The sequence below is a fragment of the Mameliella sp. LZ-28 genome (assembly GCF_012274245.1).
GTDB classification, from domain to species: Bacteria; Pseudomonadota; Alphaproteobacteria; order Rhodobacterales; family Rhodobacteraceae; genus Antarctobacter; species Antarctobacter albus.
On sequence record NZ_JAANYX010000006.1, the window covers coordinates 66856 to 84719 of the forward strand.

16 protein-coding genes and 1 pseudogene are annotated in these 17864 nt (G+C 64.9%); 8 read left to right on the forward strand and 9 right to left on the reverse strand.

Annotated features, from left to right (window positions below; all coding sequences use genetic code 11):
- Nucleotides 1–18 precede the first annotated feature (18 nt).
- From G9Q80_RS04250 to G9Q80_RS04260, 4 genes are all read left to right on the forward strand, one after another.
- Complete coding sequence (locus tag G9Q80_RS04250; protein WP_088716574.1) at nucleotides 19–291, forward strand: hypothetical protein; 273 nt, start codon at nucleotides 19–21, stop codon at nucleotides 289–291.
- Between the two features lie 692 nt (nucleotides 292–983).
- Nucleotides 984–1106 (forward strand): hypothetical protein, encoded by a 123-nt coding sequence (locus tag G9Q80_RS28385; protein WP_261394907.1) that lies wholly within the window; start codon nucleotides 984–986, stop codon nucleotides 1104–1106.
- Nucleotides 1107–1161: 55 nt separating this feature from the next.
- Nucleotides 1162–3162 (forward strand): sigma-54-dependent Fis family transcriptional regulator, encoded by a 2001-nt coding sequence (locus tag G9Q80_RS04255; RefSeq protein WP_069210255.1) that lies wholly within the window; start codon nucleotides 1162–1164, stop codon nucleotides 3160–3162.
- Nucleotides 3163–3193: 31 nt separating this feature from the next.
- On the forward strand, nucleotides 3194–4036 hold the full coding sequence (locus G9Q80_RS04260; RefSeq protein ID WP_133066454.1) for a GNAT family N-acetyltransferase: 843 nt from the start codon (nucleotides 3194–3196) through the stop codon (nucleotides 4034–4036).
- Here G9Q80_RS04260 and G9Q80_RS04265 read toward each other — a convergent pair.
- Entirely contained in the window at nucleotides 4033–5232 is a 1200-nt protein-coding gene (locus tag G9Q80_RS04265) for a transketolase-like TK C-terminal-containing protein (RefSeq protein WP_416045632.1), read from the reverse strand. The two genes, G9Q80_RS04260 and G9Q80_RS04265, sit on opposite strands and share 4 nt — an antisense overlap.
- 433 nt (nucleotides 5233–5665) lie before the next feature.
- On the reverse strand, nucleotides 5666–5863 hold the full coding sequence (locus G9Q80_RS28705) for a pyruvate dehydrogenase E1 component-related protein (protein WP_416045631.1): 198 nt from the start codon (nucleotides 5861–5863) through the stop codon (nucleotides 5666–5668).
- A 123-nt stretch (nucleotides 5864–5986) separates the two neighbouring features.
- Here G9Q80_RS28705 and G9Q80_RS04270 point away from each other — a divergent pair.
- Nucleotides 5987–6447, forward strand: a pseudogene (locus tag G9Q80_RS04270) (Lrp/AsnC family transcriptional regulator).
- Nucleotides 6448–6456: 9 nt separating this feature from the next.
- Here G9Q80_RS04270 and G9Q80_RS04275 read toward each other — a convergent pair.
- From G9Q80_RS04275 to G9Q80_RS04290, 4 genes are all read right to left on the reverse strand, one after another.
- Nucleotides 6457–7413 carry an ABC transporter ATP-binding protein gene (locus G9Q80_RS04275; protein WP_088716572.1) on the reverse strand — a complete coding sequence of 319 codons (957 nt, stop codon included), beginning with the start codon at nucleotides 7411–7413 and terminating at the stop codon, nucleotides 6457–6459.
- Nucleotides 7410–9290, reverse strand: a complete 1881-nt coding sequence (locus tag G9Q80_RS04280; protein ID WP_088716605.1) for a dipeptide/oligopeptide/nickel ABC transporter permease/ATP-binding protein — start codon at nucleotides 9288–9290, stop codon at nucleotides 7410–7412. Before G9Q80_RS04280 ends, G9Q80_RS04275 begins: the two co-directional genes overlap by 4 nt.
- The gene (locus G9Q80_RS04285) at nucleotides 9290–10237 is read right to left on the reverse strand and encodes an ABC transporter permease (protein WP_069210292.1); all 948 of its coding nucleotides are present in this window, start codon (nucleotides 10235–10237) and stop codon (nucleotides 9290–9292) included. Before G9Q80_RS04285 ends, G9Q80_RS04280 begins: the two co-directional genes overlap by 1 nt.
- Before the next feature lie 147 nt (nucleotides 10238–10384).
- Nucleotides 10385–11962: an ABC transporter substrate-binding protein gene (locus G9Q80_RS04290; protein WP_088716571.1), complete on the reverse strand. Its 1578-nt coding sequence runs from the start codon at nucleotides 11960–11962 to the stop codon at nucleotides 10385–10387.
- A gap of 117 nt (nucleotides 11963–12079) precedes the next feature.
- Here G9Q80_RS04290 and G9Q80_RS04295 point away from each other — a divergent pair, with 117 nt between their 5' ends.
- Nucleotides 12080–12769: a DUF1028 domain-containing protein gene (locus G9Q80_RS04295; RefSeq protein WP_088716570.1), complete on the forward strand. Its 690-nt coding sequence runs from the start codon at nucleotides 12080–12082 to the stop codon at nucleotides 12767–12769.
- On the opposite strand, the gene G9Q80_RS04300 is transcribed toward G9Q80_RS04295, so the two are convergent.
- From G9Q80_RS04300 to G9Q80_RS04310, 3 genes are all read right to left on the reverse strand, one after another.
- Nucleotides 12739–13656: a glutaminase gene (locus G9Q80_RS04300; RefSeq protein WP_074622967.1), complete on the reverse strand. Its 918-nt coding sequence runs from the start codon at nucleotides 13654–13656 to the stop codon at nucleotides 12739–12741. The two genes, G9Q80_RS04295 and G9Q80_RS04300, sit on opposite strands and share 31 nt — an antisense overlap.
- A 2-nt stretch (nucleotides 13657–13658) precedes the next feature.
- Nucleotides 13659–14432 carry a FadR/GntR family transcriptional regulator gene (locus G9Q80_RS04305; protein ID WP_088716569.1) on the reverse strand — a complete coding sequence of 258 codons (774 nt, stop codon included), beginning with the start codon at nucleotides 14430–14432 and terminating at the stop codon, nucleotides 13659–13661.
- Nucleotides 14433–14521: 89 nt separating this feature from the next.
- Complete coding sequence (locus tag G9Q80_RS04310) at nucleotides 14522–15553, reverse strand: LacI family DNA-binding transcriptional regulator (protein ID WP_088716568.1); 1032 nt, start codon at nucleotides 15551–15553, stop codon at nucleotides 14522–14524.
- Between the two features lie 174 nt (nucleotides 15554–15727).
- Between G9Q80_RS04310 and G9Q80_RS04315 the strand changes: the two genes are divergently transcribed.
- Together G9Q80_RS04315 and G9Q80_RS04320 are read left to right on the forward strand one after the other, a co-directional pair.
- A complete protein-coding gene (locus G9Q80_RS04315) occupies nucleotides 15728–16756 on the forward strand; it encodes a sterol desaturase family protein (RefSeq protein ID WP_088716567.1) in 1029 nt (342 codons plus the stop codon).
- 28 nt (nucleotides 16757–16784) lie between these two features.
- Complete coding sequence (locus G9Q80_RS04320; protein WP_088716566.1) at nucleotides 16785–17810, forward strand: sterol desaturase family protein; 1026 nt, start codon at nucleotides 16785–16787, stop codon at nucleotides 17808–17810.
- Nucleotides 17811–17864: the final 54 nt, after the last annotated feature.

Below are 17864 nucleotides of genomic sequence, written 5' to 3' on the forward strand. Positions count from 1 at the left end.
CAGAGAGGTCGCCTCCGAATGCTCAGCCCCTTCGACACACGTTTCTTCGCCACCCTCGCAGAGGTCGCGGCCCAGGTGCTGGACCCGCAGGACAGCACCATCGAGATCGCCCGCAAGGCCGCCCGGACCGGCGCCCCGGACGACCTGCGCGCGGCCCGTCAGGCGCTGAACGACCTGCCCGCGGACAAGCGTGACAGGCTGATGGCAGAGACGCACAGGCGCCTGGCCACGGACCTTTCGGCGATCTGGGACCAGATGCCCGGCGCCCCCTCGGGCGGGCGCATGAATTGACCTGGGACACCCGCGTCGCCGAGGTCTCTCAGAGCGGGTCAAGCAGGTTCCGGTGCCGGGCAAATGCGGCGTGCCGGTCAGGGTCGGGCGGTGTTGGGCGAGACGTGTCATGGTCGCGACATGCTACCTTTCGCGACTTCCGACGCAACGAAAACCTTTGAAAATTCAAGTTATTAGGCCACAAGTGGACGAGTGGACAAAAAGTCGTAAAGCTTCGTTACACTGTCCGGGACGTATCGTAAAAATCTGTTTCGACTCCGCTTCGACCGATCCGCGACCAGGGGCGAATCTGCCGCGATGCGGCGAATCGTTGCACCTGAGATGGCCGCTTCTGCGCCGGTTTCCCGCAGTCGCCCGGCGGCGTTTCCCGACCTGTCGGCAATCCCATGCCGGACAGCCTCAACGCCGGACCGGCAACGGCTATCCATGACCCGTTCCCTCTCTGACCGGCACGGCGCGAACGGCCCTCGCGCGCGATGGGCAAGGCCTTTGACATGAACCACTTGCAAGAGGGCACGCCCGGTCCGCCCCACACCCCGATACAGAAGATACCGACCATCCGGGGACTTGACGCAACGGCAGCAATTCAGTGTCACTTAGCCCCCACGAGCCGGGCGCCATTCCGGGGCCTCCGGGCGGCGCTATGCAAAATGTTTATGACATGATAATCTTTTGGGCGGGGAGACGTGGAAATGGACATCTTTACGACGGGCGCCAGTCGGCGCCCTTATCAACATGACGCCAAAGGAGCCATGTTCGACGATGCCATCGCCAGCCCGGTTCGCGCCCGGCCCGCAGGGGCGCCGCTTGCCTGACCGACAAACCTTCACCGCCGCCGCAGACCCGCGCGCGGCCCTGACAGAGTGACCGATGGGGCGACCTAGATATTTCAAGGCCACGCAAGGTGGCAACGACGATGCCGGCCTCTTCCCCGAGTACTCGGAAGGAGAAACCCGGCGCGCCTGGGAAAACTATGTCACCGGCCAGCCCGAGACTGGCGAGGTGCGCAGCGAGATCGTCCAGTCCTGGCAACGCAGCATGAACCTGGGTGTCGATGCGACGCGGTTGCAGTCGCGCAAGATCGAACGCGACGAGGAACTGCGAAAGCTGCGCCGCCGCAACGCCAGCCTGCGACAGGCCGCCCGCGCCGCCTTTGCCCGGCTTGAACCGCACCTGGCCGGGGCGCAGGTGATCCTGATCCTGACCGACAACAACGGCGTGATCATCGACGCCATCGGCGATCACGATGTGCTGGACGCCGGGCAGAACATCCACCTGGAAATCGGCGGCGTCTGGAACGAAGACGTGATCGGCACTAACGGCATCGGCACCGCGCTGAAGACCGGCAAGCCGACATATGTCCACGCGGCCGAACATTTCTGCCAGGGCGTGCAGGCCTGGACCTGCGCCGGTGTCCCGATCTTTGACCCGTTCGACCGTTCGGTGATCGGGGTGGTGGACCTGTCCGGCCCGCCCGACATCTTTCGCCGCCACAACATCGCGCTGGTGGTCGCTGCCGCCCGCGAAATCGAGATCGCCCTGGCCGAACAGCAGCGCGAGGAACGGACCCGCCTGCTGGAAACCTTCCTGAACTCCGATGCCAGCCGCCCGGACACCAGCGTCCTGTTGCTGGACAAGGTCGGCCGCATCATGTTCCGCCGCGGGCTGGACGACAGGCTGCACCTGCCACGCCCGGATTTCGCGGTCGGCCACCAGTTGCTGCCGCTGAGCGCCAACATGACAGAGGGCGACATCCGCGCCGCCCTGCCCCGAGACATCGAAACAGACGGCATCACCCGGCTGGAATTCGACGGCAGCCTGCGCGGTGCGGCCCTGTCGCTGAAACGCTCTACCGCCATCCGGCCGCAGGACACGGTTGCCGTGCGCATCAAGCCGCGCGCCAATGTCGACGAGGACGAGATCGTGATCGTAGGCAACGCGCCCAAGATGCTGGAAGCCATCGAACTGGCCGAACGCGCCGCCTCTGCCGGGGTGACGGTGCTGATCCAGGGTGAAACCGGCGTCGGCAAGGAACTTTTTGCGCGGCTGGTCCACAACCGGATCGACCGCAAGAACGCACCCTATGTCACGGTCAACTGCGCCGCGATCTCCAAGGAACTGATCGGGGCCGAGCTGTTCGGCCATGTCGAAGGGGCCTTTACCGGCGCCCTGCGCGGCGGCAAGCCGGGCAAGTTCGAACAGGCGGACGGCGGAGTGCTTTGCCTGGACGAGATCGGCGACATGCCGGTGGAATTGCAGCCCTACCTGCTGCGGGCACTGGAACAGCGCGCGGTCTACCGGATCGGCGACGACCAGCGCCGCCCGGTCAATGTCCAGCTTGTGGCGATGACCAACCGCAACCTGCGCAGCGACGTCGAACAGGGGCGGTTCCGCCGCGACCTCTTCTACCGGATCGGCATCGTCGCGATCGACGTGCCGCCCCTGCGCCAGCGCAGCGGTGACGTTGCCCTGCTGATCGACCATTTCAACAGCGTCTTTTCAGACCGGTTCTCTCGCCCCCGGCTGGTCTTTGCCCCGGCGGTGATGGACCGGCTGAAAGAATACCGCTGGCCCGGCAACGTGCGCGAGTTGCGCAACCTAGTGGAACGGCTCTACCTGCTGAAATCCGGCCCCGAGGTCGGCCTGAACGATCTGCCGCCAGAGATCATCGAACCGGCGGACGGGCTGGGGTTCAGCCATTACGTCGACGTCGAAGAGGCCCCCATAAACCTCGAAAACATGGAGGCGATGACCATCCGGCGCGCCATCCAGGCGGAAAAGGGCAACCTGACCCGCGTGGCCGAGCAACTAGGCATCTCACGACCGACGCTTTACCGCAAGATCAAGCAATATGGCATTCCGCGCGACTGATCGGGCGGCCTGCGGCCAGGGGTGACGGGCGGTGACGGTTCATGACTTCCCGGTGCGACTGGTGTCAGAGGAGTTCTGCCTCAGACCGATGTCCGAGGGCGACCTCCCCGAGGTTGTTCGGCAGCTATCGGACGAGCGTGTCGCGCCCTGGCTTGCAGCCGTCGCCCAGCCATTCGGCCCCACCGAGGCACAGGCGCTGCTGGAACACGGTCAGCACCCCGGCGAGCACCTGCGCATCATCGAGATCCAGGGGGCTGCCGCAGGCTGTATCTGCCTTGGCGCGGGCCTGTGGTACTGGCTGGACCCTGCCTTTCAGGGTCGCGGGGTCATGAGCACGGCCTTGCACCTGGCCCTTGCCGAGTGGTTCTCTCGTCCGGCGCCGCCCCTGCTGGCCGCCTGCCGCACGGACAATGCGGCCTCTTTGTCGCTGCTGGCGCGCCTTGGCTTTGCCCGCTGCCCGGGATCGCGGCGCATGTTCTTTCAGGCAAGCGGTCAGTCCCATCCCTGCCACGACTTCCTGATGGCGCCGGAACAATGGCACCTGCTCAACCCGCCTCGCTATGACCTGGACGGACTGAGCCTGCGTCCGGCGCGCCAGAAGGACGTGCCGACGCTTGCGCTGATGCTGCCAGGCGCCACGCCGCCCTGGCCAACGGCGGAGGCCCTGCCCGGCTTTGTCGAACGGCACCGCTTTCGCGGCGCCGCTTCGGGCCTGTTCGTGATCGAAGACAAGCTTGATCGGAGCATCGGCATGGCGCTGATGGTCGCGGGCGATCCACCAGCGCTGGCCTTCCTGTCCAGCGATGAGGCCAACGCCCACGCCGACTTGGTCGAGCAGGCGCTTGCCAAGGGGCTGCCCGCCCCTGCCCGCTAACAGCTCCACGGGACCCAAGTTTCGGGGTCGATGTCCCATGCCTTGATCGCCGCGCGCAGGGTCTCTGGCGGCAGGTCGCCGTCACGCACCAACGCCTCGATCGCCGCAAGCGCGATATTCTGCCGGTCGACCTCGAAGAACCGGCGCAACGCCTGGCGATTGGCGGAACGTCCAAAGCCATCGGTTCCCAGCAGGGTCATCGGGGCACGCAGATAGGGCGCGATCTGGCCGGGAAAGGCCCGGACGTAGTCGCTGGCCGCCACGACGGGCACCTCTCCTCCCAGCAGGGTTTCGACGTGACTGGTCTCTCGCAGATCGGGCGCCTTGAAGCGGTTGCGCCGCGCGACCTCCATCGCCTCGCGGGCAAGTTCGGTATAGGAGGTGGCCGAGAAAACCTCTGCCACGACGCCGAAGTCCTGCAACAGTTCCGCGGCGGCAAGAACCTCGACCAGGATCGTCCCCGATCCCACCAGCCGCACGCGGGGGCCGGTTTCCCCGACGCAGCGCAGCTTGTAGAGGCCCTTCAGGATGGCCGTCTCCGCCCCCTCGGGCATCGAGGGCTGGTCGTAGATCTCGTTCATCACGGTGAAGTAGAAGAACTCGTCACGCTGTTCGTCCAGCATCCGCGCCATGCCGTGATCCATGATAACCGCCAGTTCATAGGCAAAGCAGGGATCCCATGCGCGGCAATTCGGGATCGCCGCCGCCGCCATGTGGCTGGAGCCATCCTGGTGCTGCAACCCCTCCCCCGACAGCGTTGTCCGCCCCGCCGTCGCCCCCAGCAGGAAACCCCGCGTGCGCTGATCGGCCGCCGCCCAGATCAGGTCCCCCACGCGTTGAAAACCGAACATCGAATAGAAGATGTAGACCGGCAACAGCTCGGTATCATGCACGGAATAGGCCGTCCCGGCAGCGGTCCAGGAACTGATCGCGCCGGCCTCGGTGATGCCTTCTTCCAGCAACTGGCTATTCGCCGCCTCCTTGTAGAACATCATCGCGCCCTTGTCCTCGGGATCGTACAACTGCCCGTCGGGGGCGTAGATGCCGATCTGGCGGAACAGGTTGTCCAGCCGTTCCCGCGCGGCCAGTGTCAGCCCGGCGATGGATTCCGGCTCTTCCATCTCGCCGTCGCCAAAGTCGCCCCAGACATGGCGATCCTCGGTCCGGGCCAGGCCACGCGCCTGCAGATAGCGCATGAACCACCGCGCTGAGCGGCCCGATCCCCATCGACCCCGTCGGCACCTGCCAGAAATCCGGCATCAACCAGGGATGCGGGTAGGAACACAGGCCCTTGCCCGGCACCTCTTGCCGGTAGTTGGCGATCTCCTGCTCGGTCAGCCGCCCCTCCAGGAAGGCCCGGGCGTAGACACCCGGCGCCGAATGCGGCTGAAAATAGACGAGGTCGCCGCCGAAATCGCCGTCCCGCACCCGGAAGAAATGGTTGAAACCCACCTCGAAGATCTCGGCTGCCGAGGCGTAAGAGGCGATGTGTCCGCCCAGTTCGCCATAGGCCCGGTTCGCCCGCACGACCATCGCCAGAGCGTTCCTGCGGATGATCGAGGTGATGCTCTCTTCCAGCGCAAGGTCACCAGGATAGTCGGGCTGCCGGGCCAGCGGGATCGTGTTGCGTTAGGCCGAATAGGGCAAGCCACGGGTCGTCACCCCCAGCCGGCGCGCCGGGTCCAGCACCGCGTTCATCACGAAATGCGCCCGTTCAGGGCCATCATGGTGGGTGAGACTTTCCAGCGCCTCGATCCACTCAGCGGTTTCTGCGGGATCCGGATCCTGGGGGATACGGTCAAAACGGGTCTGGTGCCGGGTCATCATTCACTCCTGCCTTTGGCCAGACCCAGACAGGCGCGCGGGGCAATTGGCGTCAAACCCATCACTGGTTAGGTTGATCTTTGGAGGAATCCGTCAATAATTTCGCAATACCTTGCAAGATTCACCATGAGCGCCGACAGCCTCGATTCCATCGACCACGCCATCCTGCGCGAGGTCCAGCGTGATGCCCGCCTGACCCTGCAAGAGCTGAGCGGGCGGGTGAACCTGTCGCCGTCGCCCTGCGCCCGGCGGGTTCGCATCCTTGAAGAGCGTGGATACATCAGCGGCTATCACGCGCATCTGGACGAGGCCAAACTGGGCTATCCCTTCAGCGTCTTTGTCTCGGTCAAGCTGGCTCACCAGGTCGACGACCGGCTGCAAGCCTTCGAACAGGCAGTCAACGCCTATCCCGAGGTGATCGACTGCTGGCTGATGACCGGGATTACCTGCTGCGTGTCGCGGTCGCCGACCTGGTCGAGTTCGAAGGCTTCCTGACCCGCCGGCTGACCAAGGTGCCGGGCGTGGCCTCTATCGAGTCCTCGATCCCCATCCGGCGCATCAAGAAGGGGTTTTCACGGCTGGATTGACCGGCACCGTCAGTCGCCGTCCAGCGGATGAAAACAGGCCGCCTGTACGCGGTCGCCTTCCAGCCGGGGCACCTCCTTGCGGCAGCGGTCGCTGGCGCGCGGGCAGCGCGCGGCAAAGGCGCAGCCGGGCGGCGGGTTCAACGGGTCTGGCAGCTCGGTCTCCTTCGATTCCGGCGCCGTCAACGGCCGCCCGACCACCGGCGCACTGTCGGCCAGCAGCTTGGTGTAGGGGTGACGCGGGGCACGGAAAATCTCTTCGGCCGGGCCAAGTTCGACCACGGACCCAAAGTAAAGCACCGCGATCCGGTCGCTGACCGCCTCGACCACCGCAAGGTCATGGCTGATGAACAGGTAGGTGAGGCTGAATTCCTTTTTCAGATCCGCCAGCAGGTTCAGCACCTGCGCCTGCACAGAGACATCCAGCGCCGACACCGGCTCATCCAGGATCAGGATGCGCGCATTGGCGGCCAGCGCCCGGGCGATCCCGATCCGCTGCGCCTGCCCGCCCGAAAATTCATGCGGATAGCGCTCCAGGAACTCCTCGCGCAGGTTCACGCTGGCGAATATCTCGGAAATCCGCAGATCGCGCTGCGAACGGTCCATGCCGTAGAGGCGTTTCAGCGGGGCCTCCATGATCTGCCGGATCGTCTTGCGCGGGTTGAGCGAGGAAATCGGATCCTGAAAAACATACTGGATGCGCTTGCCAAAAACCGCCGGGTCGGCGTTGTCCAGCGCCGCACCGTCGATCTCGATGGTGCCGGTCGTCGGTTCCAGCAGGCCCACCAGCATCCGGGCCAGCGTGGACTTGCCACAGCCGGATTCCCCAACGATGCCAAGCGTCTCTCCCTGTTCCACGCTCAGGGAAATCGGATGCACCGCCTTGACCGTCCCCCTGGACGCCGCAAGGAAGCCACCTCCCACCGGGAAACTCTTGGACAGCTCTGTCAGTTTCAGCGCCTCTGTCATTCTGCGGCCTCCTTCAGCGGGGTCACGGGATGGATACAGCGCACGGCGCGCGCGCCTTCACGCTCGAGGTCGATCTCGCCCTGTCGGCAGTCCGCCTGCACCCGGTCGCAACGGTCGGCAAAGGCACAACCTGCGGGCAGCTTGTCCACCACCGGTGGCAGGCCCGGGATCGCCTCCAGCCGCCGCTTGCCCTCGCCCAGTTCCGGAACACAGGCCATCAGCCGGGCGGTATAGGGATGCGTCGGCGTTTCCAGCACCGACTGCGTCGGCCCTTCTTCGACGATGCGGCCCGCGTACATTACGGCCACCCGGTCACACAGCTGCCCCACCACGCCGAAATCATGGGTGATGAACACGATGGCCAGCCCGCGCGAGCGGCGCAGGTCATCCAGCAGCGACAGGATCTGCGCCTGAACGGTCACGTCCAGCGCCGTTGTCGGCTCATCCGCGATGATGATGTCGGGATCATTGGCCAGCGCCATCGCGATCCCCACGCGCTGGCGCATCCCGCCCGACATCTCGTGCGGATAGTCGGTGATGCGCTTTTCGGCGTTGGGAATACGCACCGCCTTCAGCAGTTCGATGGCCCGCGCCTGCCCCTCGCTCTTGCTGATGGGCCGATGCGCGCGGATCGCCTCGATCAACTGGTCACCCACCTTGTAGAGCGGGTGCAACGTGGCCAGCGGATCCTGGAAGATATAGGCGACGTTGCGGCCCCGCATCTCGCGCAGCTTGCGATACGGCGCGCCGATCAGGTCCTCGCCATCATAGCGCACCGCGCCCCCGGTGATGACCCCGGGCGGCGAGGCCACCAGCCCCATGACCGACAGCGCGGTGACGGATTTGCCCGACCCGCTTTCACCGATCACGCCCAGGCACTCCCCCGGCTTGACATGCAGGGACACGCCGCCCACCGCCCGATAGACGCGATCCTTGACGTGGAACTGGGTCTGCAACTCCTGCACTTCCAGCAGGCCCTTGCCCTCGGCTTGGGGCACCGGGTCCTTGCGGCGGACCATCGTGGAGGCCATCGGGCGCGACAGGGCGCCGGATTTCAGGCGCGGGTCCAGCGCGTCGCGCACGCCGTCGCCCAAGAGGTTGATCGACATGACGATGATGAGGATCATGACGCCCGGCACGACCGAGGTATGCGGGTTGGTGATCAGCGCCGAGCGCGCTTCGCCCAGCATCGAGCCCAGGTCCGCCTGCGGCGGCTGCGAGCCGAGGCCGAGGAAGGAGAGCCCGGCGGTTTCCAGGATCATCCAGCCGATGGTGGTGGACATGGCGATGACGATCACCGGGATCACGTTGGGCAGGATTTCCGTCAGGATGATGCGGCTGTTCGACAAGCCCGCCAGACGCGCCGCATCGACGAATTCCTTGTGCGCGATGCCCACGGTGATGCCCCGGATGTTGCGCGCAAAGAAAGGCACGTTCACGGCGGCCACGGCGATCAGCGCGTTGAACAGGCCCGGCCCAAGGGCGGCGACGATGGCCAGCGCCAGCAGGATGTAGGGAAAGGCCATCAGCATGTCGACGCCGCGCATGATCAGGTTATCGGTTCGCCCGCCGTAGAACCCGGCGACGATGCCGATGGCCGCGCCCAGCGTTGCGGCGACCACGGCTGCGGCAAACCCCACGGCCAGCGACAACCGCGTGCCCCACATCAGCCGCGACAGCAGGTCCCGGCCAAGGTGATCGGTGCCCAGGAGCGCGCCCTCGGTAAAGGGCTTCTGGAACCGCGCGGCGGTATTGGTCACGTTCGGCTCCGCCAAGGGCAGGAGCGGCGTGATCAGCGCCAGCAGAACGACGAAGCTCAGGACAATGCCCCCGGCCAGCGCCAGCCGGTTGCGGGCAAGGAGTTTGAGAAAGGCCATCATGTCTTGATCCTCGGGTCCAGCAGGCTCTGCGCCACGTCCACCACGATGTTGAACAGGACGTAACAGGCGGCGACAAAGACCACGCCCCCCTGTACCAGCAGGATGTCGCGTTTCAGGATCGCGTCGACCAGCATCCGGCCCACGCCGGGCCACTGAAAGACGATCTCGATATAGACCGCGCCCGACAGGACGAACCCGGCCTGGATGCCAAGGACAGGGATGATCGAGACCATCGCCGCCTTCAACGCATGGCGCCAGATCACGCCGCGCTCATTCACGCCCTTGGCCCGCGCGGTACGGATGAAATCCTGTCGCAGCACCTCCAGCATGGCGGAACGCGACAGGCGCGCGATCACGCCGGTGGCGACCACCGCCAGCGCACTGGCCGGCAGGACCAGGTGATTGAGCAGCGCCCAGATATCCCGCGTGCCATAGATCGGCCACATGCCGGAAACCGGGAATATCCTAAGGTTCACCGAGAAGAACAGGATCATCATCATGCCGAGAAAGAAACTCGGGATCGAGATCCCCAGCAGCACGACAAAGGTGATGCCCTTGTCCGCCCAGCCATACTGGTTGGCGGCCGAGATCACGCCGGCCATGATGCCCAGCACCGAACAGATGACAAAGGACGTCCCGGCCAGGATCAGCGTCCCGTTGAACCGCTCCAGAACCTCGTCGATCACAGGCCGGTTGAGCGAGAAACTGGTGCCGAAATCGCCCTGCAGCATGTTGCCGAGCCAGATGAAATACTGCGCCACCAGCGGCTTGTCCAAGCCAAGGTCGCGGTTCAGTTTTTCCACGTTCTCCGGCGTCGCGTAGCTGCCCAGGATCGCCGTCGCCGGATCGCCCGGGATCAGCGCCATGATCAGGAAGACGATCACGGTAATGCCCAGCAGCACCGGAATGGCGGAAATCAGTCGTCCGAGGATATAGCGCCCCATGCGCACCCCCTTTGTCTGGCGGGAAAACGACCCCTGGCTTCTTTGGGCAAGAAATACCTCCGGGGGTGTGCGCCGCAGGCGCACTTCGGGGGCAGAGCCCCCGGCGGGCGGGGCCGGGCTCGATGCCCGGCCCCGCCCGACTCGCGATCAGTTCTTCACCACGTCATCCAGCAGCAGGAAGAAGGACGGTTGCAAGGAAAAGCCCTCGACCCGGTCGCTCGTCACCGCGTTCTGCTTCCAGTTGGCGACAAAGACCCAGGGCGCATCTTCCTGAACGATGGTCTGCATCTCCTTGTAAAGACGCGCGCGCTCGTCCTGGTCGGTGGCGACGCGGGCCGCCTCCAGCAGTTCATCCACCTTCGGGTTCGAATAATAGCCAGAGTTGAACCCGCCCGCCTCGGGCCAGGCATCTGTGCGCAGCGCGAGGAAGGGCAGCGTGTCGGGGTCGTTGGTCATCCAGGCCATCTCGGCCATGTCCGCCTTGCCCGCCAGACCCGGGTTCACCTCGCCCAGGAAGGTGTTCCACTCGTAGGTCTCGATCGTGACGTCAAAGCCGACGGCTTCCAGGTCCGCCTGGATCGCCGTGCCCATCGCGATCGGGTCCAGCATGCCGGACCCGCCCTCGGTCACGAAGAATGTCAGCTCCGCCCCCTCGGCGCCTGCCTCGGCCAGCAACGCGCGGGCCTTGTCGGGATCATAGGGATAGGGCTCGAGATCCTCGTTGTAGGCCCAGGCGAAGGCCGGCGGCGTCGGGCCTGCGGCCACGGCAGCGGTCCCTTCCAGCACGTCGTCCACCAGCGCGGTCTTGTTGACCGCGTAGTTCGCCGCCTGGCGCACCAACTTGTCGGCAAAGGGGCCTTCCTTGGCGTTCAGGATCAGGAACCAGACATGCGGGCCAGCCTGCTCGTGCACCGTGTATTCCGCGCCCTGGAATTCGGACAGGGCCACGGGCGGCACCTCGACCATCAGGTCGATACCCCCGGCCAGCATTTCCGCCGTGCGGGTATTGGCATCGGTGATCGGGCGGAACACCACCGCCTGCAAATCCGGTGCCCCGCCCCAGTAGTCGGGGTTGCCCTCGATCACCACCGCTTCGTTCGACCGCCATTCGGCAAAGGTGAACGGGCCGGTGCCCGAGGGATTGCGCCCGAAATCCGATCCGTGCTGTTCGACCGCGGCGGGCGAAACGATCAGGCCCGTGGGATAGGCAAGGTTCGACAGGAACGGCGCATAGGGCGCGTTCAGGGTGAATTTCACCGTCAGGTCATCCACCACCTCGATGGTTTCCACCGCCGAGAAGAAGAAGGCCAGCGGGAAGGGACCCGTGTCGTGATAGGGGTGGTCCTCGTTCAGCATCCGCTCGAAGTTGAATTTCACCGCCTCGGCGTTGAACGGGCTGCCGTCGTGAAAGCTCACACCCTCGCGCAGGTCAAAGGTGTATTCGGTGCCGTCCTCCGAGATGGTCCAATCGGTCGCCAGCGCCGGCTCGACCTCCAGCGTGCCATCCTTGTAGCGCACCAGCCCGTCGTAGACGTTCATCAGGATGCGGAAGTCGTTGACCGCCGTGACCGCCGCCGGGTCCAGCGCCTTGGGCTCGGCGATCTGGCCGACGATCAGGACGCCCGGAGGCGTCTGCGCCTGGGCCCCGGTCAGTGTGCCGACTGTCAGCGCAAGCGCCGTCCCGGCGGCAAGCAGCCCTCGGCGGGTGAAAGAGAAGAGCGACATTGCGTTACCTCCGCTGTTGTCCTTGGGTCTTTTTCTTCATTTTTTATTTTTCATGATAAATTGCATGAGGCCAAATTTTCATGATAAATTCAAGTCTCATGATGAGGAGGCTCCCGCATGACGATTTCGATCCTTGCATACGATGAAAAAACAGGCCGCTACGGCGGTGCCGCCACCACGGGCAGTCTCTGTGTCGGCGGCTGGGTTCTGCGCGGGGATGCCGAATCGGGGATGTCGGCCTCACAGGGGTCCCTGCCCTCGACCATGTGGGGGACAGAGACGCTCGCCCTGATGAAATCCGGGCTTTCCGCACGGGACGCCGTGGAGCGTGTGACCGGCGCCGACAGCGGCCGCGGCCAGCGGCAGCTGGCGACGCTGGACCCGACAGGCGGCACCGCCAGCTTTACCGGCGCCGACAGCATCCAGGCGGCGGGCGCGCGCAGTGCGGACAAGGTGATCGTCACGGGCAACCTGCTCTCTTCCGAGGAGGTGCTGCAAGCGATGCTGGACGGGTTCCTCGCCGCCGAGGGCGCATTCGATCTGCGCCTGCTGGCCGCGCTGGATGCGGCCGCGGCCGCCGGGGGCGACAGCCGGGGGCTGCTCTCTGCCGCGCTGCTGATCGTCGGGCGGGACATGGCGCCGCTGACCCTGCGCGTGGATCATTCGGCGACACCTCTCGCCGATCTGCGGGCGCTGCACCAGCGCGCCACCAGCGGCGACTATGCCGACTGGGCCATCATGGTGCCGACGCTCGACGACCCCGAGCGCGCCACCCCCTACGGTGCGAAGACCGACCAGCCGGTGTAACCTGCGATCCGTTCGGCCAGCCAGGTGCCCACCTGCGAGTTGCCATAGCCGTCCAGCCCAGGCGACCAGACCGCGATCGAGGCGACGCCCGGCGCCACCAGCAGAATCCCCCCGCCCACCCCGCTCTTGCCCGGCAGGCCGACGCGAAAGGCGAAATTGCCCGAGCCGTCATATTGCCCGCAGGTCATCATCAGCGCATTGATCCGCCGCGCCCGGAGCGGTGAGATCATCGCCGGCACGCCGGGCAGCATCGCCAGCATCCGCCCCGCCCGCGCCAGTTGGCGACAGGTCATCTCGATGGCGCATTGATGGGCATAGGTGCCCATGACCATCTCGGGCGGGTTCAGCAGGTTGTCATGCGATTGCAGGTAGTACAGCAGCGCCATATTGCGGCTGGCCGTGGCCTTTTCCGACTCCGCCACCGCCTTGTCGATATGGATGTCGTCATCCTCGGCCGCGGCACGGACAAGGTGCATGATTTCGGATAGCGCCTGCCGGGGTTCACGCCCGCCCAAAAGCGCGTCCGTTGTCACCAGGGCCCCCGCGTTGATGAAAGGATTGCGTGGGCGGCCGTTCTCATGCTCCAGCAGAAAGATGCTGTCGAAGGCGGTGCCGGAGGGTTCGCGCCCGACCCTGCGCCAAAGGTCATCCCCCAGCCGCCCCAGAACGGCCGCCAGCGAAAACACCTTCGAGATGCTCTGGATCGAAAAGGGCCTGTCCGCCTCCCCTGCCCCGAGCTCCGTCCCGTCGGCCAGACAGAGGGCAACCCCTACCTGCGCCGGATCGACCTTGGCCAGTTCGGGGATGTAATCCGCCGGACGGCCCCAGTCGCCCGCGCCCCGCGCCTCGGCCACGAGGCGTTCCAGCTCTTTCGCCAGTCCGTCCATGCTCATTCCGCCATGAATCGTTTCATGACCACCGCCTCCTGGTCCTCCATCAGGCGGCGTGCCATTTCCATGTGTTCGCGCATGATGGCCCGGGCGGCCTCGGCATCGCCGTTGCGCAGCGCCTCGACCAGGCCCGCCTGGTGGTCGCGTCCCTGCCGCCAGAGTTCGTGGTTCGGCTTGGAATAGAGGCGTTTGTAGACGGTCAGGTCGGCCAGGATCTGCGCCATGAAGCCGATGAAGAACCCCAGCAAGGCATTGTCCGCAAACTCTGCCAGGCGCGCGTGGAACACCAGCGAGGCGACATGCTGTGCGCGTTCGCCCTCGGCATCTTCGGCGGGTTCGGCGTAGGTGGTCATGATCCGCCCAAGCTCTGCCAGTTGTTCCGGCGTCAGCCGCCCGGCCAGCGAGGCCGCCAGCTCCGGTTCCAGCGCGATGCGCACCTGGTAGATGTCGTCGATCGAGATATTGCGGAAGTAGAAGTAATTGCCCAGCAGCGCATGGGCCCGGTCCTTGCCGACCTCGCCCACGAAACTGCCACCGCCCGGACCGGTCTTGGTCACCACCAGGCCCTGCGCCTGCAACAGGCGCATCGCCTCGCGGATCGTGCCCTTGGACATGCCGAATTCGGCGATCAGCTCTGCCTCGCCGGGCAGACGGTCGCCGGGTTGCAACCCGCGTTCGACCACCCAGTCCTTGATGGCCTCGGCCACGCGCACCGGGCGCGACCGGCGCGAGCCATCGCGTGTCAGGGGGCCGGGGCCTTGCAGGCCGGTCATTTGGAACGGGTCCGTGACGACATTGCCAGAGACAAGCAATTCATCATGATAGATTCAAGAGGCATAAGTTCTGGCCACATCGGGACGGGTCACAGATTTTCGGACGTATGAATGTCGAAATCCAGCATGACGTTCTGCGCCCCGGCGTCCGGCCCGGCGCGTTTGGACTTGACCAGCGCGGCCAGGGTTTGACGGGCCAGGGCCTCCATCGGGTGCGATATCGCCATCGTCAGCGTACCGTCGAAAAGCGCCCTGCGCGTGACATCCATCAGTTCATAGCCCACCGCGACAAAGCCGGGACGCCGGGGCGCCTCGCGCAGGGCAGCCAATGACCCGGTGATCCCCCCGCCCGAGATGAAAATCCCGCACATCTCGGGGTGCTGGGCAAACAGGTCTTCGGTCATCTCGCGCGCCACATCTGCCGATTCAAAGGTCGCGCGCGGCTCCAACAGGGTGAAACCGGAGGCGTTCTCGCGGAAATAAGAGCGAAAGCCGCTCTCGTTCAGGTCCTGGTTGCGGTAGCGCGTGTTGCCGACAAGGATGCCTATTTCGCCCCTATGGTGGCAGATCTTGTCAAAGGCCCAGGCAGCGGTGCGCCCCACCTTGAAACTGTCCAGCCCCACGTAGCCGACATTCCCCCGCGCGGTCAGGGGGGTGATCAGCCCCATGACCGGGGTGCCCCGCAGCAGCAGGGAATCGATCGCATCGGTGATGAGAGGATGTTCCGCCGCCACCAGGGCCACCGAATCGCAATTCGCGCCAAGCTGTCTCAGCCGGTCTGCCACGACCTCGGGCGAAAGGTCGTCCAGAAACTCCAGTGTCAGTTCGATCCGGCCATCGGTGTGCTCTTCGGCGGCCTGCCGAAAGGCCGCGCCAAGGTCGCGGTAGAACGGGCGCCGCTCTTGCAAGAGCAACACGCCCGGGCGATGCACCTCCCGGCCGGCATGGACGGAATATTCAATTGCCCCAAGGCCATAGAACCCGATCTCCTGCGCCGCCCGCAGCACCCTTTCCCGGGTCGGCTGGCGCACGCTGTCGGCCTTGTTGATCACCCTGTTGACCGTCGATACCGAGACGCCCGCAGCCTCTGCCAGGTCAGGAATTGTCGGTCGTTTCACCATGTCGGGGTCACTTCATTTCGTTTCATCTTGATTGGCGCGTGAACTGAAATGATATGAAATCACTCTCATCACATCAGCAAGCTTGATTTGATGCAGGTCAATTCGTCAAGAAAACATGCATCGGTCGGCGCAGTTTTCTGCCAGCGCCGATGAGACGCTGGGGAGGGCGCACTCATGGATGATCTGCAGTACGGCACCCGTGACAAACGCGGCAACTGGGCCCCGAACGCGCCTTTGGAAATCGCCCCCTTCTGGCTTGGCAAGTTCAACAAGATGGGTGCTTTCCTGGTCGACTACCTCTGGCCCTGGAACGCCTTTCACATGGCGACGGCCCTGCTCTACTGGGTCTTCGTGATCCCCGATGCCCAGACGCTGGCGACGCTCAGCTGGGGCTGGCCGCTCTACCTGTTGGTCGTGAACATGGCGGGCATCTTCGCGATGTATGGCGCCATCGAGCTGTTCTACTACGTTCGGCGCAGGCAGGGCACGCGGTTCAAGTACAACGCCAAGTTCCCCGCCGAGACGCCCTCTGACGTGTTCTGGTTCAAGAGCCAGAACCTGGACAACTTCCTGCGCAGTTTCCTCATCGGCATCCCGATCTGGACCGCGGTCGAGGTGCTGATGCTCTGGTGCTACGGCAATGGCATCCACGCCTTCGGCTGGGTCGACTGGCAGGACAACTGGCTGTGGCTGGTGGCGCTGACGCTGCTGGTGCCCGCCATCCACGAGATCCACTTTTTCTGCATCCACCGCCTGATCCACACGCCGTTTCTCTACAAGCACATCCATTCGGTGCATCACAACTCGATCAACCCGTCGCCCTGGTCGTCGCTGTCGATGCACTGGATCGAACACACGCTCTATTTCGGCGAGATCGTCTGGCACCTGCTGATCCCGTCGAACCCGATCGTGATGATGTTCAACAGTCATGCCGTCGGCTACGGCGCCATCAACGGGCATATCGGCTTTGACAAGCTGGAGATCACGGACGAGACCGCGCTCGATAGCCACGCCTACGCTCATTACCTGCACCACAAGTATTTCGAGGTGAACTATGGCGCCGACGGGCTGGTCCCGCTCGATAAGTGGCTGGGCTACTGGCACGACGGCACCAAGGAAGCGGACGAACGCATGAAAGAGCGGTTCCGCAAGAAGAAAGAGCGCATGAAGGCCCGGAAGACCGGCGCCACCGCCGCCGAGTGAGCAAGCCGACGCCAGGGAGGACCAAGCGATGGACGATCTGAAACACGGCACCCGCGACAAGCGTGGCAACTGGGCCCCCAGGGACCCCGTCGCCGGGGTGGCCCCCTTCTACGCCCTGCCGCCGAAACCGATGGAGCTGCTGGCCTGGCTCAAGGGCTACCTCTTTCCCTGGAACCTTCTCTTTTTCATCTCGGCACTGGTCTACTGGGCCTGCGTGATCCCGCCGGTGGCGGTCATGCAGACCCTGGCCTGGGGCTGGGTGCTGAAACTCCTTGCGATCAACGCGCTCGGCATCGCCCTGTTCTACGGCGCCTTCGAGCTGCGCCTCTACATGCAGCGGGCACAGCACACCCGGTTCAAGTACAACGCCAAGTTCCCCGCCGACCAGAAATCCGGCGTGTTCTGGTTCAATGACCAGCAGATCGACGGCGCCCTGCGCACCTTTCTGCACGGCGTGCCGATCTGGACCGCGCTAGAGGTCGGCGCGCTCTGGGCCTATGCCAACGGCTATGCGCCCTGGCTGGCCTGGGCCGATCACCCGGTCTGGCTGGCACTGATGGTCTTCCTGGTGCCTTTCATCCAGGAGGCGCATTTCTACTGCATCCACCGGCTGATCCATGTGCCCTTTCTCTACAAGCACGTGCATTCGGTGCACCACAACTCGGTCAACCCCTCGCCCTGGTCGTCGCTGGCCATGCACCCGGTGGAACACCTGCTCTACTTCGGTGTCGGCCTGTGGCACCTGATCCTGCCGTCCAACCCCTTCATCATGTTGTTCCAGATGCACCGCGCGGCATTCGGGGCGATCCCGGGGCACGTCGGCTTTGACAAGATGGAACTGGGCGGCGACCGGGCGATCGATATGCACGCCTACGCCCACTACCTGCACCACAAGTATTTCGAGGTGAACTACGGCGACGGCATCGTGCCCTTCGACGCGCTGTTCGGCACCTGGCACGACGGCACCAAACAGGCAGACGAAAAGATGAAGGCGCGTTTCCGGGACAAGAAGGCCCGCGCAAACGCCCGGAAAGGCGGCATGCCCGCCGAATAAGGAGCGACCCGCCCAGGCGTGCGAGGAGGCACCCGGGCGATCCGCAAAATCCAT